Annotated in this window: 16 protein-coding genes; 15 read left to right on the top strand and 1 reads right to left on the bottom strand. The window is 66.7% G+C overall.

The genetic code is table 11. From position 1 onward, the window contains the following. Nucleotides 1-57 precede the first annotated feature (57 nt). From glf to EH231_RS21810, 12 genes are all read left to right on the top strand, one after another. Nucleotides 58-1,296, top strand: coding sequence for a UDP-galactopyranose mutase (gene glf / locus EH231_RS21865; protein WP_090429895.1), 1,239 nt, complete (start codon nt 58-60; stop codon nt 1,294-1,296). Further along, nucleotides 1,293-3,233: a glycosyltransferase gene (locus tag EH231_RS21860; RefSeq protein WP_090429897.1), complete on the top strand. Its 1,941-nt coding sequence runs from the start codon at nt 1,293-1,295 to the stop codon at nt 3,231-3,233. Before glf ends, EH231_RS21860 begins: the two co-directional genes overlap by 4 nt. A gap of 1 nt (nt 3,234) precedes the next feature. Then, a complete protein-coding gene (locus EH231_RS21855; protein ID WP_090429899.1) occupies nt 3,235-3,768 on the top strand; it encodes a phosphatase PAP2 family protein in 534 nt (177 codons plus the stop codon). After that, on the top strand, nt 3,765-4,706 hold the full coding sequence (locus EH231_RS21850; RefSeq protein WP_090429901.1) for a decaprenyl-phosphate phosphoribosyltransferase: 942 nt from the start codon (nt 3,765-3,767) through the stop codon (nt 4,704-4,706). The genes EH231_RS21855 and EH231_RS21850 overlap by 4 nt, the downstream gene beginning before the upstream one ends. Further along, nucleotides 4,684-6,729, top strand: coding sequence for a terminal beta-(1->2)-arabinofuranosyltransferase (aftB, locus tag EH231_RS21845; RefSeq protein WP_277425611.1), 2,046 nt, complete (start codon nt 4,684-4,686; stop codon nt 6,727-6,729). Before EH231_RS21850 ends, aftB begins: the two co-directional genes overlap by 23 nt. 320 nt (nt 6,730-7,049) lie before the next feature. After that, complete coding sequence (locus EH231_RS21840; protein WP_044513844.1) at nt 7,050-8,045, top strand: esterase family protein; 996 nt, start codon at nt 7,050-7,052, stop codon at nt 8,043-8,045. A gap of 168 nt (nt 8,046-8,213) precedes the next feature. After that, nucleotides 8,214-9,125, top strand: coding sequence for an alpha/beta hydrolase-fold protein (locus EH231_RS21835; RefSeq protein ID WP_090430763.1), 912 nt, complete (start codon nt 8,214-8,216; stop codon nt 9,123-9,125). A gap of 74 nt (nt 9,126-9,199) precedes the next feature. Beyond that, on the top strand, nt 9,200-9,649 hold the full coding sequence (locus tag EH231_RS21830) for a hypothetical protein (protein ID WP_090430765.1): 450 nt from the start codon (nt 9,200-9,202) through the stop codon (nt 9,647-9,649). Nucleotides 9,650-9,690: 41 nt separating this feature from the next. Beyond that, on the top strand, nt 9,691-10,704 hold the full coding sequence (gene culp6, locus EH231_RS21825) for a carboxylesterase Culp6 (protein WP_090429903.1): 1,014 nt from the start codon (nt 9,691-9,693) through the stop codon (nt 10,702-10,704). A 254-nt stretch (nt 10,705-10,958) separates the two neighbouring features. Next, entirely contained in the window at nt 10,959-12,848 is a 1,890-nt protein-coding gene (gene fadD32 / locus EH231_RS21820; protein ID WP_090429905.1) for a long-chain-fatty-acid--AMP ligase FadD32, read from the top strand. A 63-nt stretch (nt 12,849-12,911) separates the two neighbouring features. Beyond that, nucleotides 12,912-18,335 (top strand): polyketide synthase Pks13, encoded by a 5,424-nt coding sequence (pks13, locus tag EH231_RS21815; protein WP_164480977.1) that lies wholly within the window; start codon nt 12,912-12,914, stop codon nt 18,333-18,335. After that, nucleotides 18,332-19,885, top strand: a complete 1,554-nt coding sequence (locus EH231_RS21810; protein ID WP_090429907.1) for an acyl-CoA carboxylase subunit beta — start codon at nt 18,332-18,334, stop codon at nt 19,883-19,885. Before pks13 ends, EH231_RS21810 begins: the two co-directional genes overlap by 4 nt. A gap of 15 nt (nt 19,886-19,900) precedes the next feature. On the opposite strand, the gene EH231_RS21805 is transcribed toward EH231_RS21810, so the two are convergent. Beyond that, nucleotides 19,901-21,166: a PucR family transcriptional regulator gene (locus EH231_RS21805; protein ID WP_090429909.1), complete on the bottom strand. Its 1,266-nt coding sequence runs from the start codon at nt 21,164-21,166 to the stop codon at nt 19,901-19,903. Between the two features lie 106 nt (nt 21,167-21,272). Between EH231_RS21805 and EH231_RS21800 the strand changes: the two genes are divergently transcribed. From EH231_RS21800 to EH231_RS21790, 3 genes are read left to right on the top strand one after another with little or no spacing between them, the layout of a single operon-like run. After that, nucleotides 21,273-22,730 carry a class I adenylate-forming enzyme family protein gene (locus tag EH231_RS21800; protein ID WP_124713324.1) on the top strand — a complete coding sequence of 486 codons (1,458 nt, stop codon included), beginning with the start codon at nt 21,273-21,275 and terminating at the stop codon, nt 22,728-22,730. Nucleotides 22,731-22,753: 23 nt separating this feature from the next. Next, nucleotides 22,754-24,520: a DUF3556 domain-containing protein gene (locus tag EH231_RS21795; RefSeq protein WP_124713323.1), complete on the top strand. Its 1,767-nt coding sequence runs from the start codon at nt 22,754-22,756 to the stop codon at nt 24,518-24,520. Next, nucleotides 24,517-25,947, top strand: coding sequence for a phytoene desaturase family protein (locus EH231_RS21790; protein ID WP_124713322.1), 1,431 nt, complete (start codon nt 24,517-24,519; stop codon nt 25,945-25,947). The genes EH231_RS21795 and EH231_RS21790 overlap by 4 nt, the downstream gene beginning before the upstream one ends. Nucleotides 25,948-26,137 lie beyond the last annotated feature (190 nt).

Here is a 26,137-nt window from a genome sequence, read left to right as displayed (position 1 = left end):
CCTGGGCCCTTTGTCTAATTCGGGGCACAGGGGCGCGGTCGGATACCCTGGCTGCCGATGACGTCCTTATCTCCCCGGGTCGCTACAGACCAGTCCAGCGGACATTTCGACTTATTCGTCGTCGGTTCCGGTTTCTTCGGTCTGACGATCGCTGAGCGCGTGGCAACGCAGCTGGGCAAGCGTGTCCTTGTTATAGAACGCCGCCCGCATATCGGCGGTAACGCCTACTCGGAAGCCGAACCGCAGACCGGTATCGAGGTCCACAAATACGGGGCCCACCTGTTCCACACGTCCAACCAGCGGGTGTGGGACTACGTGCGGCAGTTCACCGACTTCACCGGCTACCAGCACCGGGTCTTCGCGATGCACGACGGCCAGGCCTACCAGTTCCCCATGGGCCTCGGGCTGGTCTCGCAGTTCTTCGGCCGCTACTTCACCCCCGACGAGGCCCGCGCCCTGATCGCCGAACAGGCCAGCGAGATCGCCGGGCACGAGGCGGCCAACTTCGAGGAGAAGGCCATCTCGCTGATCGGGCGCCCGCTCTACGAGGCGTTCGTGAAGGCCTACACCGCCAAGCAGTGGCAGACCGACCCGAAGGAACTGCCCGCGGCGAACATCACCCGGCTGCCGGTGCGCTACACCTTCGACAACCGCTACTTCAACGACACCTACGAGGGCCTGCCGGTCGACGGGTACACCGCCTGGCTGGAGAACATGGCCGCCGACGACCGTATCGAGGTGCGGCTGGACACCGACTGGTTCGACGTCCGGGAAGAACTGCGCGCGGCCAATCCCGACGCCCCGGTTGTCTACACCGGCCCACTCGACCGCTACTTCGACTACTCCGAGGGCCGGTTGGGCTGGCGCACACTCGATTTCGATCTTGAGGTGCTCGACACCGGGGACTTCCAGGGCACCCCGGTGATGAACTACAACGACGCCGACGTGGACTACACCCGCATCCACGAGTTCCGCCATTTCCACCCCGAGCGGGACTACCCGGCCGACAAGACGGTGATCATGCGGGAGTTCTCGCGGTTCGCCAAAGAAGACGACGAGCCGTACTACCCGATCAACACCGAGGCGGACCGCGCCCTGCTGTCTTCCTACCGAACCCGCGCAAAGGCCGAAACCGCCTCGGCGAAGGTGCTTTTCGGTGGCCGGTTGGGCACCTACCAGTACCTCGACATGCACATGGCCATCGCCAGTGCGCTGAACATGTACGACAACACCCTGGCACCGCACCTGACTGACGGTGCGCCGCTGACGACCGAGAACGAAAGCAGCAAAGCATGAGTGACATCCCATCCGGCGCCCTTGACGCCGCCGGGGAATCGCGGGCCGTCAGTCTGCTGGCCCGTGTCATCCTGCCGCGACCGGGCGAGCCGCTGGACGTCCGCAAGCTCTACCTCGTCGAAGACCCGACCAATGCCCGGCGGGCGCACGCGCCCACCCGCACCACTCTCGAGATCGCCACCGAATCGGGGATCTCGTTCGCGACCTACTTCAACGCCTTCCCGGCCAGCTACTGGCGTCGCTGGTCGACGCTCAAGTCGGTGGTCCTGCGCGTCGAGCTGACCGGCACGGCCCGCGTCGACGTGTACCGGTCCAAGGCCACGGGTGCCCGCATCACCGTCGGCGGTGCCCCCGTCTCCAGCGGAGACTCTTCCGAACCCGCCGCGGTCGAGTTCGAGATCGACCTGACGCCTTTCGAGGACGGCGGCTGGATCTGGTTCGACATCACCACCGACACCGCGGTTCGGGTGCACAGCGCAGGCTGGTACGCCCCGACGCCCGCGCCGGGCCGGGCCAACATCGCCGTCGGCATCCCGACCTTCAACCGGCCTTCGGACTGTGTCAACGCCCTGGCCGCACTGACCTCGGATCCGTTGGTGGACGAGGTGATCAGCGCGGTCATCGTGTCCGACCAGGGCACCAGCAAGGCCAAGGACCATCCCGGTTTCGAGGCCGCCGCGGCCGCGCTGGGCAACCGGCTGACGATCCACAACCAGCCCAACCTCGGTGGGTCCGGCGGCTACAGCCGCGTGATGTACGAGGCGCTGAAGAACACCGACTGTGAGCAGATCCTGTTCATGGACGACGACATCCGCATCGAACCCGATTCGATCCTGCGGGCCCTGGCCATGAACCGGTTCGCCAAGGAGCCGATGCTGGTGGGCGGGCAGATGCTCAACCTGCAGGAGCCGTCACACCTGCACATCATGGGCGAGATGGTGGACCGGTCGAACTTCATGTGGTCGGCAGCGCCCAACGCCGAATACGACCACGACTTCTCCAAGCACGCGCTCGACGACACCGATTCCGACCGCAGCAAGCTGCTGCACCGCCGGATCGACGTGGACTTCAACGGCTGGTGGATGTGCATGATCCCGCGGCAGGTGGCCGAGGAGCTCGGGCAGCCGCTGCCGCTGTTCATCAAGTGGGACGACGTCGAATACGGCTTGCGCGCGGCCGAACACGGCTACCGCACGGTCACCCTGCCCGGTGCGGCGATCTGGCACATGGCCTGGAGTGACAAGGACGACGCGATCGACTGGCAGGCCTACTTCCACCTCCGCAACCGGTTGGTGATCTCCGCGATCCACTGGGACGGCGATGTGCGCGGCCTGCTGGCCAGCCACCTCAAGGCCACGTTCAAACACCTGCTGTGCCTTGAGTATTCGACGGTCGCCATCCAGAACCGGGCCATGGAGGACTTCCTGGCCGGACCGGACCACATCTTCTCCATCCTCGAGTCGGCTCTGCCCGACATCCGCGCGATGCGCCAGCAGTTCCCCGACGCCGTGGTGCTGCCCGGCGCAACCGCGCTCCCACCTGCCTCGGACCTCAAGCGCAAGAAGATCGGGATCCCGGTGTCCAAGCCGGCGATCATCGTGAACCTGGCCCGCGGGGTGGTCAACCAACTGCGCCCGCACGATCCGGAGACCCACATCCGGCCGCAGATCAACGTGGCCACCCAGGATGCCCGCTGGTTCTCGCTCAGTCGCGTCGACGGAGTCACCGTCACCACCGCCGATGGGCGGGGTGTGGTGTTCCGGCAGCGCGACCGCGCCAAGATGTTCGCGTTGCTGCGTGCCTCGCTGCGCCAGCAGTTGCGCGTGGTCCGTCAATTCGACCGGATGCGCAAGGTCTATCGTGAGGCGCTGCCGGTGCTGACCAGCACCCAGAAGTGGGAGACGGTGTTGCTGACAGAGTCGGCGGAGAAAAACTGACATGACCGATGCCCCGCGCGGCGAGGACGCCGTGTTGGTTGCCGTGCAGTCGGCCCTGGCCACCAGACCGGGCGTGCTGAGCGGCGCGCGTGCGCTGTCGCACTTCGGTGAACACAGCCTGGGTTGGCTCGCGGTCGCGGCCGCCGGTGCGCTGGCCCAGCCGGCCAAGCGCAAGTCATGGCTGGCGGTGGGCGCCGGTGCGTTTCTGGCCCATGCCGCCGCCGTCCTGATCAAGCGGGTGGTGCGTCGTGAGCGCCCGCATCATCCGGCCATCGCAGTGAACGTCGGCACGCCGAGCCGGTTGAGTTTCCCATCGGCACATGCCACCTCGACCGCGGCGGCCGCCGTACTGTTGGCCCGGACCACGGGTCTGCCGCTGCGCGCGGTTCTGGTGGTTCCCATGGCGCTGTCGCGCCTGGTGCTGGGTGTGCACTATCCCACCGACGTAGTGACCGGCGTGGCCGTGGGGACGCTCGTGGGTTCTGTGGTCGGAAAAACTGCCGGTGTTGGGGCCGAAGGAGACTGTGGCCGATGAGTGAGGAAGCGCAGCCGGAGCTCGGGCCGCCCAAGAATCTGGCCTCCGGGCTGATCAAGGCGATCCGTCCGCGCCAGTGGATCAAGAACCTGCTGGTGCTGGCCGCGCCGCTGGCTGCGGTCGGCAGCGGCATCGAGTACAACTACGCCGACCTCGCGTACAAGGTGTCGATCGCCTTCGTGGTGTTCTGCCTGGCGGCATCATCGATCTATCTGGTCAACGACGCGCGCGACGTCGAGGCCGACCGCGCCCATCCCACCAAACGGTTCCGGCCCATCGCCGCAGGCGTGGTGCCGCAGTCACTGGCCTACGTGCTGGCGGTCGTGCTCGCGCTGGCCTCGCTGGGCATCTCGTGGCTGCTGACACCGAATCTGGCATTGGTGATGGCGGTGTACATCGCCATCCAGTTGGCCTACTGCTTCGGGCTCAAGCACCAGGCCGTGCTCGACATCTGCATCGTGTCCTCGGGCTTCCTGCTCCGCGCCATCGCCGGTGGCGTGGCCGCCGATATCCCGTTGTCGCAATGGTTCCTGTTGGTGATGGCCTTCGGCTCGCTGTTCATGGCAGCAGGCAAGCGGTTCGCCGAACTGCAGCTGGCCGAGCGCACGGGCGCCAAGATCCGCAAGTCGCTGGAGAGTTACACCAGCAGCTACCTGCGTTTCGTCTGGACGTTGTCGGCGACCGCGATGGTGCTCTGCTACGGCCTGTGGGCATTCGGGCGCGACAGTGCCAACGATGCTCTGGGGCTCGACGGCCAGGATGCGTCGTGGTATGCGATCACGATGGTTCCGTTCACCATCGCGATCCTGCGTTATGCCGTTGACATCGATGGTGGCATCGCCGGTGAGCCAGAGGAGATCGCGCTGAAAGACCGAGTGCTGCAGATCCTGTTCCTGGCGTGGATCGGAACCATCGGTGCAGCTGTCTACTTCAGCTGACCGAATCACTCTGCGCCGCCTGGCGGGCGGCGTCGGTGACCGGTTGTCGCGCTGGCCGGTGTTTCCGTACGACGTCACGGTACGGATCAGCCTGTGGGTGAGTGTGGTCGTGGTCGCCGGGCTGTTCGGCTGGGGCGCCTGGCAGCGCCGCTGGATCGCCGACGACGGCCTGATCGTGCTGCGCACGGTGCGGAACCTGTTGGCGGGCAACGGCCCTGTCTTCAACGCGGGTGAGCGGATCGAGGCCAACACCTCAACGGTGTGGACCTACCTGGTGACGCTGGGCGCATGGCTCGGCGGCCCGGTGCGGATGGAGTACGTGGCGCTGGCCTTCGCGCTGACGCTGAGCGTGCTCGGCGTCGTGCTGGCGATGCTGGGCACCGGCCGGCTGTACGCCCCGAGCCTGCAAGGCCGCCGGGCGCTGCTGCTGCCCGCGGGTGCGCTGGTCTACATCGCGGTCCCGCCGGCCCGCGACTTCGCCACCTCGGGGCTCGAAAACGGTTTGGTGCTGGCCTATTTGGGCCTGCTGTGGTGGATGATGGTGTGCTGGTCGCAGGCTTTGCGCGCGGCTCCCAAAACAGCCGGTCGTGGCAGCCCGAAGACTGCGCCGGGTCCGGTCTCCAGCCGGTACTTCGAAGGAGCGCTGGCCGCCGTCGCCGGGCTGAGCGTGCTGATCCGCCCCGAGCTGGCGTTGATCGGCGGGGGCGCACTGGTCATGATGCTGATCGCGGCGCGAGGCTGGCGCCGCCGCGTCCTGATCCTGGTGGCCGGTGGACTGCTGCCGGTTGCCTACCAGATCTTCCGGATGGGTTACTACGCGCTGATCGTGCCTGGGACCGCGGTGGCCAAGGACGCCTCGGGCGCCAAATGGTCCCAGGGCTTCACCTATCTGAGCAATTTCAACCAGCCCTACCTGTTGTGGGTACCGGTGATGCTGCTGGCCGCGCTCAGCGCCGTCCTGCTGACCACAAGGACCCGGCCGTGGTGGGTGCGCCATCAGGTGCCCCGCGGCTACGGCTGGCTGGCCCGTACCGTTCAAAGTCCGGCTGCCGTAGTGCTTTTCATGTTCGTCAGCGGGCTGCTGCAGGCGATCTACTGGGTGCGCCAGGGCGGTGACTTCATGCACGGCCGGGTGTTGCTGACACCGCTGTTCTGCATGCTGATGCCCGTCGCGGTGATACCCGTGGTGCTGCCCGACGGCACCAAGTTCACCAGGGAGACGGGTTATCTGCTGGCCGCCGCCACCAGCGTGCTGTGGGCCGCGGTGGTGGGCTGGTCGATCTGGGCCGCCAACTCGCCCGGCCTGGGCGCCGACGGCACGCGCGTCACCTACACCGGCATCGTCGACGAGCGCCGGTTCTATTCGCAGGCCACCGGTCATGCGCACCCGTTGACCGCTGCCGATTACCTGGACTACCCGCGCATGCGTGCGGTGCTGACGGCGATCAACAACACCCCCGACGGCGCGCTGTTGCTGCCGTCGGGCAACTACGACCAATGGGACGTCGTACCCGCCTACCCGCCTCCGCCCGATCTCAGCCCGGCGGACCGGCGGGCGTTGAGAACCCCGCACACCGTGTTCTTCACCAACATGGGCATGTTGGGCATGAATGTCGGCCTCGACGTCCGGGTCATCGACCAGATCGGTCTGACGAATCCGCTTGCGATGCACACCCAGCGGTTGACCGACGGCCGTATCGGCCACGACAAGAACCTGTTCCCGGACTGGGCCGTGGCCGAGGGGCCGTTCCTCAAGACCCGCCCTTACATCCCGGCCTACCTGGACGAGGAATGGATTGCCCAGGCCGAGGCCGCGCTGGCCTGTCCGGCCACCGAGTCGATGCTCAACTCGGTACGCGGGGAGATGAGCCCGCGGCGGTTCCTGTCCAACCTGGGTCACGCGTACGAGTTCACCAAGTACCGGATCGACCGGGTGCCGCTCTATGACCTGAAGCGGTGCGGACTGCCGGTTCCCGAGCCCAAGAACCCGCCGTACACCGGGATGCCGGCCACCGGCCCGTAACCGGTTCCGTCACTGTTCTGAGGAATTCTGTGTGTTTGGTAACGCCCGGCCCGTCCGGACCGATACCCAGACGAGCCTGCACACCGATCTTGAACGGACGGTACGAAAAACCGATGTTGACCTCTGGTATCGACACCTGGTCGCAGGCACCCGAACCAGACCTGATCGCGACCGGCAATGGAGCAGGGCCGACCAGGGACGAGAACTGCTGCAGAGAAGCACCGCGCGTTCGTGTGGTTGACTACACGGGCACGTGAGCCGCTTACGTCGGTCTTAATCGATGTGCGGAATACGAAGAAGAGATTCAGATAGGGAGCGGTATGAAGTTCGTTGGGAAGATGCGCGGCCTGTCGCGCCGGTTGACGGTTGCGGTCGCCGCTGCGGCCGTGCTGCCTGGCCTGGTTGGCGTCGTAGGCGGCTCGGCGACCGCTGGAGCCTGGTCGCGACCCGGCTTGCCGGTCGAGTATCTCGAAGTTCCGTCGGCAGCGATGGGGCGTGACATCAAGGTCGAGTTCCAGAGCGGTGGCGCTGGCGCACCCGCGCTGTACCTGCTCGACGGTATGCGCGCTCGCGAAGACCAGAACGGCTGGGACATCGAACTCCCGACGTTCGAGTGGTTCCTGAACTCGGGCATCTCGGTTGTGATGCCGGTCGGTGGCCAGTCCAGCTTCTACAGCGACTGGTACAAGCCGGCCTGTGGCAGCAAGGACGGTGGCTGCAAGACCTACAAGTGGGAGACCTTCCTGACCCAGGAGCTCCCGGCGTGGCTGGCGGCCAACAAGGACGTGAAGTCGACCGGCAGCGCTGTGGTCGGTCTGTCGATGGCCGGTTCGTCGGCGCTGATGCTGTCGGCTCGCCACCCGGATCAGTTCATCTACGCGTCCTCGCTGTCGGGCACGTTGAACCCGTCCGAGGGCTGGTGGCCGATGCTGATCGGTGTCTCGATGGGTGACGCCGGTGGCTACAAGGCCGACGACATGTGGGGCTCGACGGGCGACCCGAACAACGCCTGGAAGGCCAACGACCCGACCGAGAACGTCGCGACCCTGGCCAACAACGGCACCCGGCTCTGGGTGTACTGCGGTAACGGCAAGCCGGGCGAGCTGGGCGGCGCCGATATGCCCGCGAAGTTCCTCGAGGGCTTCGTCTGCCGGACGAACTCCACCTTCCAGGAGAAGTACATCGCGGCCGGTGGCAAGAACGCTGTGTTCAACTTCCCGCAGAGCGGTACGCACAACTGGGCCTACTGGGGCCAGCAGTTGCAGGCCATGAAGCCTGACCTGCAGCGCGTCCTGGGCGCGACCCCGACCGCCTAGCGGACGGCATAGCGGCTCAACGCAGTCGAAGCTGACGGCGGCGCTCCCCTCAAGGGGACGCCGCCGTCAGTCATTTGAAGCCCCGGCTGTGGTTGCGATGTGGTTCACTACAACGCGGGTTACGTGTGCGGGGGCACTACGAACGACCGGCAGCAGGAGAGGTTGATGATGAGACGTGCGTTGAGTCTGATGCGGGCGATGCTGCTGGCCCTGTTGGCTCCGGTGCTCGGTGCTGGCCTATGGGCCGTTTCGGCGACGACGAGCGCTCCGGCCCGAGCCGACGGCGTCGAGTACCTGATGGTCCCGTCGGCCGCGATGGGCCGCGACATCCCGGTGGCGTTCCAGGGTGGTGGCCCGCATGCGGTGTTCCTGCTCGACGCATTCAACGCGGCTCCCGATGTGAGCAACTGGGTCAACGCCGGCCACGCGATGTCGACCCTCGCCGGCCGCGGTATCTCGGTGGCGGCCCCGGCAGGTGGCGCGTGGAGCCTGTACACGAACTGGGAACAGGACGGCAGCAAGCAGTGGGAGACCTTCCTTTCCGCCGAGCTGCCGGACTGGCTGGCCGCCAACAAGGGTCTCGCCCCGGGCGGGCACGGGATCGTGGGCGCCTCGCAGGGTGGCACCGGTGCGCTGACGCTGGCCGCGTTCCATCCGGACCGGTTCCGCTTCGCCGGATCGCTGTCGGGCTTCCTGACGCCGTCGGCCACGACCCTCAACGGCGCGATCACCGCCGGCTTGGCGCAGTTCGGTGGCGTCGACAGCTACGGCATGTGGGGTGCCCCACAGCTGGGCCGCTGGAAGTGGCATGACCCCGACGTGCACGTGCAGTTGCTGGCCGATGCCAACACCCGGCTGTGGGTGTACAGCCCGGGCACGCTGACGTGCAGCGACCCGGCCGCGATGATCGGTGTCTGCGATCTCGCCCAGGGCAGCAACAGGTCGTTCTACCAGCATTACCGCACCGTCGGCGGAAGCAACGGGCACTTCGACATGCCTGCGGGCGGCCAGCACGACTGGGGCAGCTGGGCTCCGCAGCTGGCGCAGATGTCGGGCGAACTGGTCGCGACCATCAAGTAGAGGCCGTGCGGCCTGCCGTCGTGACCAGAATCAGCTGCGCCGGGACACAATTCACCAGCCGGTACGGTGGAAGCGTGCAGCACACGGTACGGTCGGCCACCCTGGTGGTAGTGGTGTCCGCTGCGTCGTTGCTGACGGCTTGCGATGCGGGCGGTGACATCATGGCGCCGCTCGCCCTGCCCACGTCACAGGTAAGGGGTGCGCAGCCGCAGGCGGCATCCGCGCAGCCTCAGCCGGGTAGCAGCGGTGAGCTGGCGATCACGTCGCAGCAGCACACCTATCTCGATGAACTCAAGGCCGCCGGGATCAAACCGTCCAGTGAGCTGCTGGCGCTGTCGATCGGGTCGTACGTGTGCCAGGGCCGCGCCGCCAAGCAGGATGACCAGGCCGTGCGCGAATTCGTCCTGCCGCTGGTGCGCAGTGATGTCCGTGCCGCCCGGTCCGGCCAGGAAAGCCCGACACCCGGCGAGATCGACACCGCCGCCACCGACTACATCCGTATCGCCACCGATCATCTCTGCTAGCCGCAGATCACCGCACCGCACGCGAGGAGCCCGAGTAACCCATGGCCAAAAATGCCAGCCGCAGGAAGCGTCACCGCATCCTGGCCCTGATCGCCGCTGCGGCGATGGCACTCGTCGTGGTGCTGGTGGTGACGATCGTGGTGATCGTGATGCGTCGTCCCGAAACCCCGTCGGCACCGCCGTCGGCCGAGCCCCCGGCCGGGGTGCCGGGCCCGTCGGCGACGCGTAAGCCGCGCCCGGAGTTCCAGTCCGCCGACTGCCCCGACGTGATGCTGGTCTCGATCCCCGGCACCTGGGAGTCCTCACCGCTGGACGACCCGTTCAATCCGACCCAGTTCCCGCTGTCGCTGATGTCCAACATCAGCCGGCCGATGGCTGAGCAGTTCGGGACGGACCGCCTCGAGGTCTACACGGTGCCCTACACCGCGCAGTTCCATAACCCGTTCTCCGCCGACAACCAGATGTCGTACAACGACAGCCGCGCCGAGGGAAAGCGCACCGCGGTCAAGGCGATGACGGACATGAACGACCGCTGCCCGCTGACCAGCTACGTGATCGCCGGGTTCTCGCAGGGTGCGGTGATCGGCGGTGACCTCGCCAGCGACATCGGCAACGGCCGCGGGCCGGTCGACGAGGACCTGGTGCTGGGTGTGACGTTGATCGCCGACGGCCGTCGCGAGCTCGGTGTCGGGCAGGACGTCGGCCCCAACCCGCCGGGCCAGGGCGCCGAGATCACGCTGCACGAGGTGCCGGTGCTGTCCGAGATGGGCCTGACCATGACGGGCCCGCGGCAGGGCGGCTTCGGGGCGCTCAACAACCGGACCAACCAGATCTGTGGCAAGGGAGACCTGATCTGCTCGGCGCCTGAGGAGGCGTTCTCGATCTTCAACCTGCCCAAGACGCTGGAGACACTGACCGGCAGCGCGGCCGGGCCGGTGCACGCCCTGTACAACACCCCGCAGTTCTGGGTGGAGAACGGGCAGACCGCCACCCAGTGGACCTTGGCCTGGGCCAAGGACCTGGTGGACAACGCGCCTCATCCCAAGCACGGTTGACCCCGAACACGCCCGGGGCGCGACTCGCGCGGCGGATTTGGCCGGGACCGTCACGGTCCCTTAACATTAAGAGAAAAATAAGAGCATCGCGCGTGAGTAGTGGGTTGGATAGAGCCGTCAGCTGATTCGTGGGCACGGATCGGCACGCCCGGTACGATCGTCCGGGTTTGGGTACGTACGGCCGCCGAGTGGCTGCGACGCACCGCCAGTGACGTGCGCCAACGCGACGAGTACCGCTCTGACAGGAGAGTTATATGCCGTTCATCAATCCGTTCATCAAGGACGGTCAGATCAAGTTCCCTGACGGCGCCAGCATCGTCGAGCACGTCGAGCGCTGGGCCAGGGTTCGAAGCGACAAACTGGCATACCGCTTCCTGGACTTCTCGACCGAACGCGACGGCGTCGCCCGCGACCTGACCTGGTCGCAGTTCAGCGCGCGAAACAAGGCGGTGGCCGCACGGCTTCAGCAGGTCACCCAGCCCGGTGATCGCGTCGCCATCCTGTGCCCGCAGAACCTCGACTACCTCGTCGCCTTCTTCGGCGCGCTCTACGCCGGCCGCATCGCGGTGCCGCTGTTCGACCCGTCGGAGCCCGGACACGTCGGCCGCCTGCACGCGGTGCTGGACAACTGCCATCCGTCGGCCGTCCTGACCACCACCGAGGCCGCCGAGGGCGTCCGCAAGTTCTTCCGCAGCCGCCCCGCCAACCAGCGTCCCCGCGTCATCGCGGTGGATGCGGTGCCCGACGACGTCGCCGCCACCTGGGTTCACCCGGAGGGTCCTGACGAGACCACCATCGCCTACCTGCAGTACACCTCCGGCTCGACCCGGATCCCGACCGGTGTGCAGATCACCCACCTGAACATGGCCACCAACGTGGTGCAGATCGTCGAGGCGCTCGAAGGCGAAGAGGGCGACCGCGGTCTGTCCTGGCTGCCGTTCTTCCACGACATGGGTCTGGTCACCGGCCTGATCGCTCCGATGATCGGCCACTACTTCACCTTCATGACCCCGGCAGCCTTCGTGCGCCGGCCCGAGCGCTGGATCCGGGAGATGGCCCGCAAGGAAGGCGACACCGGAGGTGTCATCTCGGTGGCGCCGAACTTCGCGTTCGACCATGCGGCCGCTCGCGGCGTCCCGAAAGACGGCGAGCCGCTGGACCTGTCCAACGTCAAGGCCGTGCTCAACGGCAGCGAGCCGATCTCGGCGGCCACCGTTCGCCGGTTCAACGAGGCGTTCAGCCCGTTCGGCTTCCCGGCCAAGGCGATCAAGCCGTCCTACGGTCTTGCCGAGGCGACGTTGATGGTGTCGACCACGCCGTCCGCCGAAGAGCCCAAGATCATCTACGTCGACCGCGACGAGCTCAACACCGGCCGCATCGTCGAGGTGGACGGCGACTCGCCAAAGGCGGTCGCCCAGGCCTCGGCCGGCAAGGTCGGCGTCTCGGAGTGGGCCGTCATCGTGGACGCCGAGAGCGCGACCGAGCTGCCCGACGGCCAGATCGGCGAGATCTGGATGAGCGGCCAGAACATGGGCACCGGGTACTGGGGTAAGCCCGAAGAGTCTGTTCAGGTTTTCCAGAACACCCTCAAATCGCGGACCAGCCCGTCGCACGCCGAAGGCGCTGAAGACGACGCCACCTGGGTCCGCACCGGCGACTACGGTGCCTTCTACGACGGCGACCTCTACATCACCGGCCGCGTGAAGGACCTGGTGATCATCGACGGCCGCAACCACTACCCGCAGGACCTCGAGTATTCGGCGCAGGAGGCCAGCAAGGCGTTGCGCACCGGCTACGTCGCGGCCTTCTCGGTGCCGGCCAACCAGCTGCCCGACGAGGTGTTCGAGAACGCGCATGCGGGCCTGCACCGTGACGACGACGACAGCTCCGAGCAGCTGGTCATCGTCGCCGAGCGTGCCCCCGGCTCGCACAAGCTCGAAGTCGGCCCGATCACCGACGACATCCGGGCCGCGATCGCTGTGCGGCACGGTGTCACCGTGCGCGACGTGCTGCTGACCGCGGCAGGTGCCATCCCCCGTACTTCCAGCGGCAAGATCGGCCGTCGGGCCTGCCGCTCCGCGTACCTGGACGGCACCCTGCGCAGCGGGAAGATCGCCAACGCGTTCCCCGACGAGACGGACTAATCGAAACCTCCACCCAACGACACGACGCCGACGAGCGCACGTCTGATGCAAGGTGACCTGAATATGGATGAAACACAAAGCAATTCGAATCTTCCAGAGGGCACCCAGCCCGCCGGGGCACCGGCGTCGCGCCCGGACCTGACCGTCGCGGAGATGCGCGAATGGCTGCGCAAGGCGGTGGCGACCGCCACCAGCCAGTCGCCCGACGCGATCGACGAGACCACGCCGCTGATCGAGCTGGGCCTGTCCTCGCGTGACGCGGTGGCGATGGCCAGCGATATCGAGGACCTCACCGGCGTCACGCTGACGGCGACGGTGCTCTTCCGGCACCCGACCATCGAGTCGCTGGCCACCGTGATCATCGAGGGCGAGCCCGAGCCCGAGGACACCGGCGACGAAGACTGGTCGCGTGCCTCCGATGTGGAGGACATCGCGATTGTCGGCGTCGCCACCCGCTTCCCGGGGGACATGAATTCCCCTGACGAGATGTGGGAGGCGCTGCTGGAAGGCCGCGACGCCATCACGGACCTGCCCGAGGGCCGCTGGGAGGAGTTCCTCGCCGAGCCGCGGATCGCCGAGCGCGTCGGCAAGGCCAGCATTCGCGGCGGCTATCTCTCGGATATCAAGGGTTTCGACTCCGAGTTCTTCGCACTGTCGAAGATGGAAGCCGACAACATCGATCCGCAGCAGCGGATGGCGCTCGAACTGACCTGGCAGGCCCTCGAGCATGCCCGTATCCCGGCGTCGAGCCTGCGCGGCACCAATGTCGCTGTGTACGTGGGTAGTTCCAACAACGACTACCAGTTCCTCGCCCTGATGGACCCCACGGCCGCGCACCCGTACGCGATCACCGGTACCGCCACCTCGATCATCGCCAACCGGGTGTCCTACTTCTACGATTTCCGCGGACCGTCGGTGTCGGTCGACACCGCCTGCTCCAGCTCGCTGGTCGCCGCGCACCAGGGCGTGCAGGCGCTGCGCTCCGGCGAGGCCGATGTGGCCATCGTCGGCGGGGTCAACGCCATGATCACCCCGATCGTCACGATCGGTTTCGACGAGGTCGGCGGAGTGCTGGCCCCGGACGGCCGGATCAAGTCGTTCTCCTCCGACGCCAACGGATATGCCCGCTCCGAGGGCGGCGGCATGCTGGTGTTCAAGCGGGTCTCGGATGCCCGCCGCGACGGGGACACCATCCTCGCCGTGATCGCCGGCAGCGCGATCAACCATGACGGCCGGTCCAACGGCATGCTCGCGCCGAACCCGGACGCGCAGGAAGACGTGCTGCGCAAGGCCTACAAGGACGCCGGGATCAACCCGCGCGACGTCGACTACATCGAGGCGCACGGCACCGGCACCATCCTGGGTGACCCGATCGAGGCCGACGCACTGGGCCGGGTGGTCGGCCGCGGTCGCGATGCGGACAAGCCCGCCCTGCTGGGTGCGGTGAAATCCAATGTGGGACACCTGGAGTCGGCCGCCGGCGCGGCCAGCCTGGCGAAGATGACCCTCTCGCTGCAGCACGACAAGCTGCCCCCGTCGATCAACTACGCGGGTCCCAACCCGTACATCGACTTCGACAAGGAACACCTCAAGGTCAACGACACCGTCTCGGAGTGGCCGCGTTACAGCGGGCACGCCATCGCCGGCGTCTCGGGCTTCGGCTTCGGTGGCGCCAACGCCCACCTGGTGCTGCGTGAGGTCTTGCCGACTGACCTGGTTGAACCAGAACCGGCGCCGCAGTCCTCAGAGGACAAGTCCGATTCCGATGAGGCCAACGCGACGTACGTCGGTGGTGTGCGGATGGACGAGTACGGCGAGTTCATCCACGAGGAAGACGGAGCGCCGGAGTCTTCCGGATACCCGGCCTACGACGAGGCAAACCATGAGCTGCCCGGCCTGACGGACGAGGCGCTGCGCCTGTTGGAGGCGGCCCGTGCGGAGCTGGCGGCGGCAGAAGCTGCCGAGCCCACGAAGAAGATTGTCCCGCTGGCTGTTTCGGCATTCCTGAGTTCACGCAAGAAGGTCGCCGCGGCGGAATTGGCGGACTGGATGGACAGCGAGGAAGGCCGCGCATCGTCGCTCGAGGCCATCGGACGCTCGCTGTCGCGCCGCAACCACGGCCGTTCCCGCGCGGTGGTGCTGGCCCACGACCACGACGAGGCCATCAAGGGCCTGCGGGCGATCGCCGAGGGCAAGCAGCATCCGACGGTGATCTCGGCCGACGGCCCGGTGACCAACGGCCCGGTGTGGGTGCTCGCCGGATTCGGTGCGCAGCACCGCAAGATGGGCAAGAGCCTGTACCTGCGCGAGCCGGTGTTCGCCGAGTGGATCAACAAGGTCGACGCGCTCATCCAGGATGAGCGCGGGTACTCGATCGTCGAGCTGATTCTCGATGACGCGATCGACTACACCAACGAGACCTGCGAATACCCCATCGAAGTGGTCCAGACGGTGATCTTCGCCCTCCAGATCGCGCTCGGTGAGTTCCTCAAGGCCCACGGTGCGAAACCCGGTGCGGTGGTGGGACAGTCGCTCGGTGAAGCGGCTGCCGCGTACTTCGCGGGCGGCCTGTCGCTGGCCGATGCCACCCGGACCATCTGCTCGCGCGCGCACCTGATGGGTGAGGGCGAGGCGATGCTGTTCGGTGAGTACATCCGGCTGATGGCGCTCGTGGAGTACTCGGCCGACGAGATCAAGACCGTCTTCGCCGACTACCCGGGCCTCGAGGTGTGTGTCTACGCGGCCCCGACCCAGACCGTCATCGGCGGCCCGCCGGAGCAGATCGACGCGATCATCGCCCGCGCCGAATCGGAGGGCAAGTTCGCCCGCAAGCTGCAGACCAAGGGCGCCAGCCACACCCAGCAGATGGACCCGCTGCTCGGTGAGCTTTCCGCCGAAATCCAAGGTATCGAACCGCATCCGCTGACCACGGGTTACTTCTCGACCGTGCACGAGGGCAAGTTCATCCGGGCCGGCGCCGAGCCGATCCACGATGTGGACTACTGGAAGAAGGGCCTGCGGCACAGCGTCTACTTCACCCACGGCATCCGCAACGCGGTGGACAACGGTCACACCACGTTCCTTGAGCTGGCGCCGAACCCGGTGGCGCTCATGCAGGTTGGGCTGACCACCGCGTCGGCGGGCCTGCACGACGCGCAGTTGGTGGCGACCCTGGCCCGTAAGCAGGACGAGGTCGAGTCGATGGTCACGGCCATGGCCCACCTGTTCGTGCACGGCCATGATCTGGACTTCCGGACCCTGTTCCCGCGCAAGTCCAGCGGTTTGGCCGGTGCCCTTGACTTCGCCAACATCCCGCCCACCCGGTTCAAGCGCAAGCAGCACTGGCTCGACGCCCAGTTCACCGCGGACAGTTCGGCAGTGATGCCCGGCAACCACGTCGCGACACCCGACGGCAAGCATGTCTGGGAGTTCGTGCCGAAGGGCGCCGCTGACCTCGCTGCTCTCGTGAAATCGGCTGCCGCGCAGGTGCTTCCGGATGCCAAGCTGACCGCCTCCGAGCAGCGTGCGGTGGCCGCCGAGGGCTCGCGCCTGGTCACCACGCTGACCCGGCACCCGGGCGGCGCCTCGGTGCAGGTGCACGCCAGGATCGACGAGTCCTTCACCCTGGTCTACGACGCGATCGTGATCCGCGGCGGCGCCGCGGCAGCGCTGCCGACCGCGGTCGGCGCCGGTGTGGTCGCCGAGCAGGTTTCGGCCGCCCCGGCAGCGGTGGCTGAGCCCGAGGTCGAGGACGATGCGGCGATTCTGTCCGACAACCTGACCAAGGGCGCCAATCTCGGTGCGGGCTTTGCCAAGTGGTCACCGGATTCGGGCGAGACCATCGCACAGCGACTAGGCACCATCGTCGGCGGCGCCATGGGCTACGAGCCCGAGGACCTGCCGTGGGAGGTGCCGCTGATCGAGCTGGGCCTGGATTCCCTGATGGCGGTGCGGATCAAGAACCGGGTCGAGTACGACTTCGACCTGCCTCCGATCCAGCTGACCGCGGTGCGCGACGCCAATCTGTACAACGTCGAGGATCTCATCAAGTACGCGATCGAGCACCGCGACGAGGTGGATCAGATCGCCGAGTCCCAGAAGGGCAAGACGGCCGAAGAGATCGCTGCGGAGCAGTCCGAACTCCTGGGCGGTGCCTCCACGGTCGCCGAGCTCGAGGCCAAGCTGGCCGATGCCGGACATCCGTTGGCGGAGAAGACCTCCGAAGACAGCGCTGAAGCCGCTGAAGTCGCTGAAGCCGCGCCCGCGCTGGACATCCCGGCGCCGCCCAGCGATCCGAGCGGGCCGGCGATCCCGGCTCCGCCGTCGGATCCGTCCGGACCGAGCAAGGCCACCGCGGCCGCGGCGGCCGCCAAGGTGCTCACCCAGGAAGCGGTCACCGAGGCGCTGGGCGCCGACGTGCCCCCGCGTGACGCCGCCGAGCGCGTCACGTTCGCGACCTGGGCGATCGTCACCGGCAAGTCGCCGGGCGGCATCTTCAACGAGCTGCCCTTCGTCGATGTCGAGACGGCGACGAAGCTGTCCGAGCGGCTCTCCGAGCGGGCCGAGGGCACTGTCTCGGTCGAGCAGGTGCGCTCGGCGAAGAACATCGAAGAGCTGTCCACGATCGTGCGCGATCAGCTCGAAGAGGGCGTGGTCGACGGATTCGTCCGTACCCTGCGGGCCCCGAAAGAGGGAAGCTCGCACGTGCCGCTGTTCGTGTTCCACCCGGCCGGCGGATCCACCGTCGTCTACGAGCCGCTGATGAAGCGGCTTCCGGCCGACACTCCGGTCTACGGCATCGAGCGCGTCGAGGGTGCGATCGAGGAGCGGGCCGCCGAGTACGTGCCCAAGCTGTTGGAGATGCACAAGGGCCCGTTCGTCCTGGCCGGCTGGTCGCTGGGCGGGGCGCTGGCCTACGCATGTGCGATCGGACTGAAGCAGGCGGGTGCCGATGTCCGGTTCGTCGGGCTGATCGACCTCGCGCTTCCGGGCGAGCCGATCGACCAGAGCAAGGAGGGGATGCGGGCCCGTTGGGATCGCTACGCCCTGTTCGCCCAGCGCACGTTCAATGTCGAGATCCCGGCGATCCCGTACGAGGAGCTGGAGCAGCTCGACGACGAGGGCCAGGTGAAGTTCGTGCTGGACGCGATCAAGGACAGCGGTGTGCAGATCCCGGGCGGGATCATCGAGCATCAGCGCACGTCGTATCTGGATCAGCGTGCCCTGGCCACCATCGAGGTCCAGTCCTACGACGGACACGTCACGCTGTACTTGGCCGATCGCTACCACGATGACGCGATCGTCTTCGAGCCCGCGTATGCCACCCGCAAGCCCGACGGCGGCTGGGGGGAGTACGTCAAAGATCTCGAGGTGGTGCCCATCGGGGGCGAGCACATCCAGGCCATCGACGAGCCGTACATTGCCAAAGTCGGTGCTCACATGAGCGAGGCGATCAACCGTATCGAAGCGGAGAGCGAGAGCAAGTGACGAACAAAACCACGGCTGAACTGCTGGCCGAGCTCCGCGAGAAGCTGGAACTGGCTGCCGATCCCGGCGATGAGAAGGCCAGGGCCCGCCGGGACAAGAAGGGCATCCCTTCTGCCCGGGCCAGGATTCACTCACTGCTCGATCCGGGCAGCTTCCTCGAGATCGGTGCACTGGCGCGCACTCCCGGTGACCCCAACGCGCTCTTCGGCGACGGCGTGGTCACCGGCCACGGCACCATCAACGGACGTCCGGTCGGTGTGTTCAGCCACGACCAGACGGTGTTCCAGGGTTCGGTCGGTGAGATGTTCGGCCGCAAGGTGGCCAAGCTCATGGAGTGGGTGGCCATGGTGGGCTGCCCGATCATCGGCATCAACGACTCGGCCGGTGCCCGCATCCAGGACGCGGTGACCTCACTGGCCTGGTACGCCGAGCTGGGCCGCCGACACGAAATGCTGCGCGGTCTGGTGCCGGAGATCTCGATCATCCTGGGTAAATGCGCCGGTGGAGCGGTGTATTCGCCGATCCAGACGGATCTGCTGGTGGCGGTGCGCGATCAGGGCTACATGTTCATCACCGGACCTGACGTGATCAAGGACGTCACCGGCGAGGATGTGACCTTCGATGAACTCGGCGGTGCCGACGTACAGGCCCAGCGCGGCAACATCCACAAGGTTGTCGAGGACGAGGCCGCGGCGTTCCAGTACGTCCGTGACTACCTTTCGTTCCTGCCGTCCAACCACTTCGACGACGCGCCGATCGTGAACCCGGGTCTGGAACCCGAGATCACCCCGCACGATCTGGAGCTGGACTCGATCGTCCCGGACGCCGACAACACGTCCTACGACATGCATGAGATCCTGCTGCGGATCTTCGACGACGGTGACATCTTCGAGATCGCGGAGAAGCGCGGCCCGGCCATGATCACCGCGTTCGCCCGGGTGGACGGCCGGCCGGTCGGTGTGATCGCCAATCAGCCCATGCACCTGTCCGGCGTGGTGGACACCGATGCCTCCGACAAGGCCGCCAGCTTCATCCGGTTCTGCGACTCCTTCAACCTGCCTTTGGTTTTCGTGGTGGACACCCCCGGCGCCATGCCGGGCTTCGCCGAGGAGGAGAAGGGGATCATCAAGCGCGGCGGCCGGTTCTTCAACGCCATCGTCGAGGCCGATGTGCCGAAGGTGACCATCATCATCCGCAAGGCGTACGGCGGCGGGTATGCGGTGATGGGTTCCAAGCAGCTGTCCGCGGACCTGAACTTCGCCTGGCCGACCGCACGTATCGCGGTGATCGGCGCCGAGGGTGCGGCGCAGCTGTTGGTCAAGCGGTTCCCGGATCCGACCGCACCCGAGGTGCAGAAGATCCGTGCCGACTTCATCGAGGGATACAACCTCAACCTGGCCACTCCGTGGATCGCCGCTGAGCGCGGCTACATCGACGGCGTGATCCAGCCGCACGAGACCCGGCTGCTGCTGCGCAAGTCTCTGCACCTGTTGCGGGACAAGCAGAACATGCCCAAGGTCCAGCGCAAGCACGGCCTGACCCCGATCTAGTTCTTCTCCGCGGGGTCAGGGGCCGGACAGCACCGCGGTGCCGTACCGGTGGCACAACAGCAGGGCCAGTTCGACGTCGAGCCGATCGTCGTCGACCGGCCTGCCGCGGCGCTCCTCAGCCCGGCCGACGCGGTACTTCACCGAGTTGAAGTGCAGGTTGAGTTTCTCGCCGGCTTTCTTGTAGCTCGAGCCGTCGTGCAGATACACGCGAAGGGTCTCACGCAGCCGCGCGTCGTTGGCGGTGTCCGACGCCAGCGCCCCCAAAGTCTCGGATACGAATTCCCGTGCGTCATCCAGGTTTTCCCCGATTAGCGCCGCGGCGGCCAGCCCCGGATCGCCGGCAACGGTGACTCCGCCGGTCCCGGCCGCGATCGCGACGCGGCGGGCTCGCAGCGCCTGGTGGTGTGATCTGCGGAAGCCGTCGACGCCGTACAACGGTGTGCCGAGCGCAGCGGCCGGGCCGGTGTGCTGTCCGCTCAGGTGGGAGCGGACTACCTCGACCGCGGTCGTCGCCGCAGCGACCGACAGCGGTATCCACCCCCAGCCGGTGTTGCGATCAGCCGCGATGAACAGCGGACTACTTTGTGTTCCAACAGCTTCTGCCAGGTCCCGGAGTGCGGACTCCAGCCGCCCGAGCCCGTCGTCCAGTTCGGAGTCGGCCGGCCACCACATCACGACGGCAAGATGTGTCCGCTGCATCGGGTACCGCAGCGTCGCGGTGAGCGTGTCGGGGTCGGACACCGAGACCGACAGTGGCGTCGCGAGTAGCTCGCGCACCCGCAGCGCCCTGGTGCTGTTCCGGTTGGCCAGCCACCGGTCGCGTTCGGCTTCGTAGACCACCACCACCTGCTGGCTGATCCAGTCGATGTAGCGGAACGACACCGAGGTGATCCGCTCGAACACCGCCAACCCGATTCGAGCCTGCAGTCCGGCCGCGTTGACCTCCTCGGCCGCGGCGTCGATCACCAGGGCGTGCCCCAACCGGTATGCCCGCACCAGCGCCTCCATCGGCACGCCGCGCTGGGCCACGCGGCGGGCGTACTCCAGGGCCGCGGTCGGCGGTTCGATGTTGCCCAGCGATATGTCGTGGCGAAGCGCATGGAAGATGGTCTCGACATTGCCCGCGACACTGGATCCCAGTAGTTGCACCAACTCGGGATCGCCACGCAACTCCGTAATGTCGCTGGCCAGGGCCTGTTGTACGGAATGGCTCACCGCCACTTGACGCGCCATCAAGCGATCCATCACCACGGCGGATGCGGCAGCGACATCGGTGTCCATGTGCTGACCCTAGATCGCAGATTTGTCTTGAGGCGACAAACCGCCGGGCCGACTTCATCGCCGCGAGATGATGTGAGGCATGTCACCGGCTACCTACCGTCGTGACATGAACCTCGCGACCCTGCCAGATCGCCGCGCCGCCCGGGCCCCGCATGCTTCCGCCGTCGCCGACGACGCCCTGAACCTCGACAACGCCGCATTCCTCGACGCCGTGATGCGTGCCGCTGCCGCGCTCCGGTCGGTGGGCGTCGGGCCCGGCGACGTCGTCGCACTCCAGTTGCCCAACCGCGCCGAGTTCGTCGTGGGGCTCTTCGCTGCCTGGCGCCTGGGTGCCGCGGTTACCCCGATCAGTCCGACCCTGGTGCCCGCCGAGACGGCCTACCAGGTCGCCGACGCGGGGTCCCGCGTGCTGGTCGTCGACGGCCCGACCGACGCCGAGGTGCCGGTGCTCACGCTCGATGAGCTGGCCGCCGGGGATCCTGAGCCGTTTGAACCCGCCGACAATGCCGACGACGCGCTGGCGCTGCTGATCTACACGAGCGGCACGACGGGCCGGCCCAAGGGCGTCATGCTCGACCACGCCAACGTCAATGTCATGTGCGCGATGGTGATCGAGGGTTTCGAGCTCACCGAGGCTGACCACAGTCTGCTGATCCTGCCGCTGTTCCACGTGAACGCCATCGTGGTCAGCACCTTGTCGCCGCTCATAGCCGGCGGCCGGACCACCATCGCGGGCCGGTTCAACCCTGACACCTTCTTTGGCCGGATCGAAAGCACCCGCGCCACATACTTTTCCGCAGTCCCCACGATCTACACCATGCTGGCCGGGCTGCCGTCCGAGGTGCAGCCCGACACCGCCTCGGTGCGCTTCGCGGTGTGCGGCGCTGCCCCGGCCAGTGTCGAACTGCTGGACCGGTTCGAACGGCGCTACGGCATCGGCCTCATCGAGGGCTACGGTCTCTCCGAGGGCTCGTGCGCCAGCACCGGCAACCCGCTCAACGGCAAGCGTAAGCCCGGCACAGTCGGTATCCCGTTGCCGGGGCAGGAGATCCGGATTGTTGATGCGTCTGGTGCGCCGCTCCCGCAAGGCGAGTTGGGCGAAGTGATCATCAAGGGCCCCAACGTCATGCGGGGCTATCTGAACCGACCGGAAGAGACCGCGAAGACCGTCGTCGACGGCTGGCTGCACACCGGTGACATCGGCCGGCTCGACGAGGACGGCTATCTCGTGCTGGTGGACCGGGCCAAGGACATGATCATCCGCGGTGGGGAGAACATCTACCCCAAGGAGATCGAGACCGTGGCCTACCAGCTGCCCGCAATCGCCGAGGCCGCTGTCGTCGGACGGGCCAACTCGCTCTACGGCGAAGAGCCGGTGCTGTTCGCCTCATTGCACGCCGATGCCGAGCTGCCCATCGAGCGCATTCGCGAACACCTGACCGCATCGCTGTCGAAATACAAACTGCCCGTGGAGATCACAGTCCTCCCAGAGCTGCCCAAGAACGCGGTAGGCAAGATCGACAAGCCGTCGCTGCGTAAGACCCTCACCGCTGCCCGAACCTAGCCTGAAATCCAAGGGAGCCCATCATGGGATTCGTCAACCCGACGCTGCCTGACGTCGACTTCGAAGAGTTTGTGCGGATGCCGCTAATGGAGCGCATCCGGATCATGACCACCAAGTGGGCCGACCACGGTCTCGGCGCACCACGCATGATCCATGTGCTCTACATCGTGAAGCTCGTCGTCCTCTACGCGCTCGGTGGCGTGGTCATCGCGACGACGACCTCCCACCTGCCGGCATTCTGGCATCTGTCGGAGTGGTGGAACCAGCCGATCGTGTACCAGAAGCTGATCCTGTGGACCATCCTGCTCGAGCTCCTCGGGCTGGCCGGCTCGTGGGGTCCGCTGGCCGGCAAGACCAAACCGATGACCGGTGGCTACCGATTCTGGGCCAAGCTCAACACGATTCGGCTACGACCATGGAAGGCAGTGCCGTTCACCAACGGTGACCGGCGGACCTGGTTCGACGTCCTGGTGTACCTGGCGCTGAACGTCAGCATCGTGGTGGCCCTTGTTCTGCCTGGTGTGCACAGTGATTCGCTGAGCGCGGTGCTACCGGAGAACACGTCGGGACGGGTCAATCCGGTCCTGCTGATACTTCCGATGGTGCTGCTGGTGGTCATCGGCCTGCGGGACAAGACCATCTTCCTGGCCGCCCGCGGTGAGCAGTACCTGCCCGCATTGTTGTTCTTCGCGACACTGCCGTTCGTCGACATGATCGTCGCGGGCAAGCTGCTGATCGGCACGGTGTGGATCTGGGCCGGCATATCGAAGTTCGGCCTGCATTTCACGAACGTGATCCCGCCGATGGTGAGCAACAGCCCCACCATCCCGTTCAAGTGGCTCAAGCGTGCGCACTACCGCAACTTCCCGCACGATCTGCGGCCGTCGCACCTCGCGACGTTCATGGCACACGGCCCGGGCAGTTTCGTGGAGATCGTCGCCCCGCTGGCGCTTCTCTTGTCTCCGTGGCCATGGCTCACGTTCGGCGCTGCCGCGGTCATGGTGTGCTTCCACCTGTTCATCATCTCGACGTTCCCGCTGGCGGTTCCGGTGGAGTGGAACGCGCTGTTCGCCTATATCACGATCTTTCTGTTCCTCGGCTTCCCGAATTGGGGCGGTTACGCCATCGCGGACATGTCCTCGCCGTGGCTGACTGTCGCGTTGCTGGTCGGGTTGTGCTTCTTCCCGGTGCTGGGCAACCTGCGCCCCGACCTGGTGTCGTTCCTGCCCGCGATGCGGCAGTACGCCGGGAACTGGGCCTCGGCGGTATGGACCTTCACTCCGGGTGCCGAGCAGAAACTGAACCGGGTCACCCGGTCGTCGCCCAACACGGTGGACCAATACATCAAGTTCGGTTGGGAACCACTGGTCGCCGAGGTCTTCACCCAGCAGGTCACGGCGTGGCGGGCGTTGCACAGCCAGGGCCGCGGCCTGTACTCGGTGCTGCTGAACAGCCTGCCCGACATCGACACGCGTACCGTGCGTGAGGGGGAGATGTCGTGCAATACGATCATCGGCTTCAACTTCGGTGACGGGCACCTGCACAATGAGGATCTGATCGCCGCGATCCAGACCGAGGCACAGTTCGAACCGGGCGAGTTCGTGGTGGCATGGGTGGAATCGCAGCCGATCCACAAGAAGACCCAGGAGTACAAGGTGATTGACGCGGCCCTCGGGGTGATCGAGCGGGGCACCTGGAACGTCGAAGATCTGGTCGACGAGCAGCCGTGGCTGCCCAACGGCCCTATCCCGCTCAACGTGACGTGGCGGCGGGCCGGAGTCCTGGCGTGAGTACCGCGGTGGTGGTCGGCGCCGGGCCCAACGGGCTCGCGGCCGCCATCACGCTGGCATCGGCCGGTCTGGACGTCACCGTGCTGGAGGCCGACGACGCGATCGGCGGCGGGGTGCGCTCGTCGAGCCGGAGCCTCGTGGACGGTTTCCCCGACGGCCTCGTTGTCGACCACTGCTCGGCCATCCATCCGATGGCGGTCGGCTCGGCCTTCCTGAACGGTCTCGGGCTGGAACGCCATGGACTGCAGTGGAAATGGCCTGAGGTCGATTGTGCGCATCCGCTCGACGACGGTGCTGCCGGCCTGCTGTACCGCAGCGTCGACGACACCGCAGCGGCGCTCGGCGCGGACGGCGGTCGGTGGCGGAGGGCCTTCGGCGGGCCGTCGGCGAAGTTCGACACCCTGTCGCAAGACATCATGGGGCCGCTGCTGCGGGTGCCGAAGCATCCGGTGGCGTTGGCCCGGTTCGGCGTGCCGACGGTGCTGCCGGCTTCGGCGTTCGCCCGGCTGTTCCGTACCGAACGCGCCCGGGCATTGTTCGGCGGTGTTGCGGCACATACCTTCCGGCCCTTGCATCATCCGCTGACATCGGCCATCGGCCTCGGCATCATCACGGCGGGGCACCGGCACGGTTGGGCGGTGGCGCAGGGCGGTTCGCAGGCCATCACCGATGCACTGGCGTCGGTGCTCGCGGAGTTGGACGTCAAGGTGGAAACCGGTGTTCGGGTTACCACCGCGGCGCAGCTCCCGCCGGCCGACGTGACGATGTTCGATCTCGCACCCACGGCGGTCGTCGACATTCTCGGGGACCGGTTGCCCAGGCGGGTGTCCCGTGGCCTGGGTAGATTCCGTTACGGTCCAGGGGCATTCAAGGTCGACTTCGCGCTGGACGGTCCCGTGCCGTGGAAGAATCCCGCGGTCGGCGGCGCCGGGACGGTGCATCTGGGCGGAGGCTTGGGCGAGATCGCCACGACCGAGCGGGAGATCCAGGCCGGCCGGATGCCGCGGCGGCCGTTCGTGCTCGTCGGGCAGCAGTATGTGGCCGATCCGGGGCGTTCGGTCGGCAACATCAATCCGGTGTACTCGTATGCCCATGTGCCACATGGCTACACCGGGGATGCCACGGAGGCGATCATCGGTCAGTTCGAGCGGTTCGCTCCCGGTTTCCGCGACCGGATCGTGGGGATGGCGGTGCGCTCGACGACCGAGATGTCGGTGTACAACGCGAACTATGTCGGCGGTGACATCTGTACGGGTGCCAAGGACATTCGGCAATTGGTGTTCGGCCCACGGACTACGCTGCAGCCCTACCGAATTGGTGTTCCCGGCATGTACCTGTGTTCGGCGGCCACTCCACCGGGGCCCGGAGCGCACGGCATGTGCGGCGCCAACGCCGCCGCGGTCGCACTCGCCGCCCTGAAGCGGTGAGTCGGGTGAAGTTTGCGACAGGCCATCGACACACATTCCTACTCACAAGCGTGTAATTCAAATACATGCGGTATGAACAGCGGTGATATCGGGCCCGTGGAAAACCATCCACAAGTTGTCCACAGGCCACCGGTGTTAGCGGGATTCCCGCTGATGTGTGTGGGTCCTGGTCGCGGCTACCATTCCATCC

The organism is Mycolicibacterium nivoides (genome assembly GCF_003855255.1).
Lineage (GTDB): Bacteria > Actinomycetota > Actinomycetes > Mycobacteriales > Mycobacteriaceae > Mycobacterium > Mycobacterium nivoides.
Note: the sequence above shows the minus strand (reverse complement) of the source record. Positions and strands in the feature narration are given on the sequence as shown.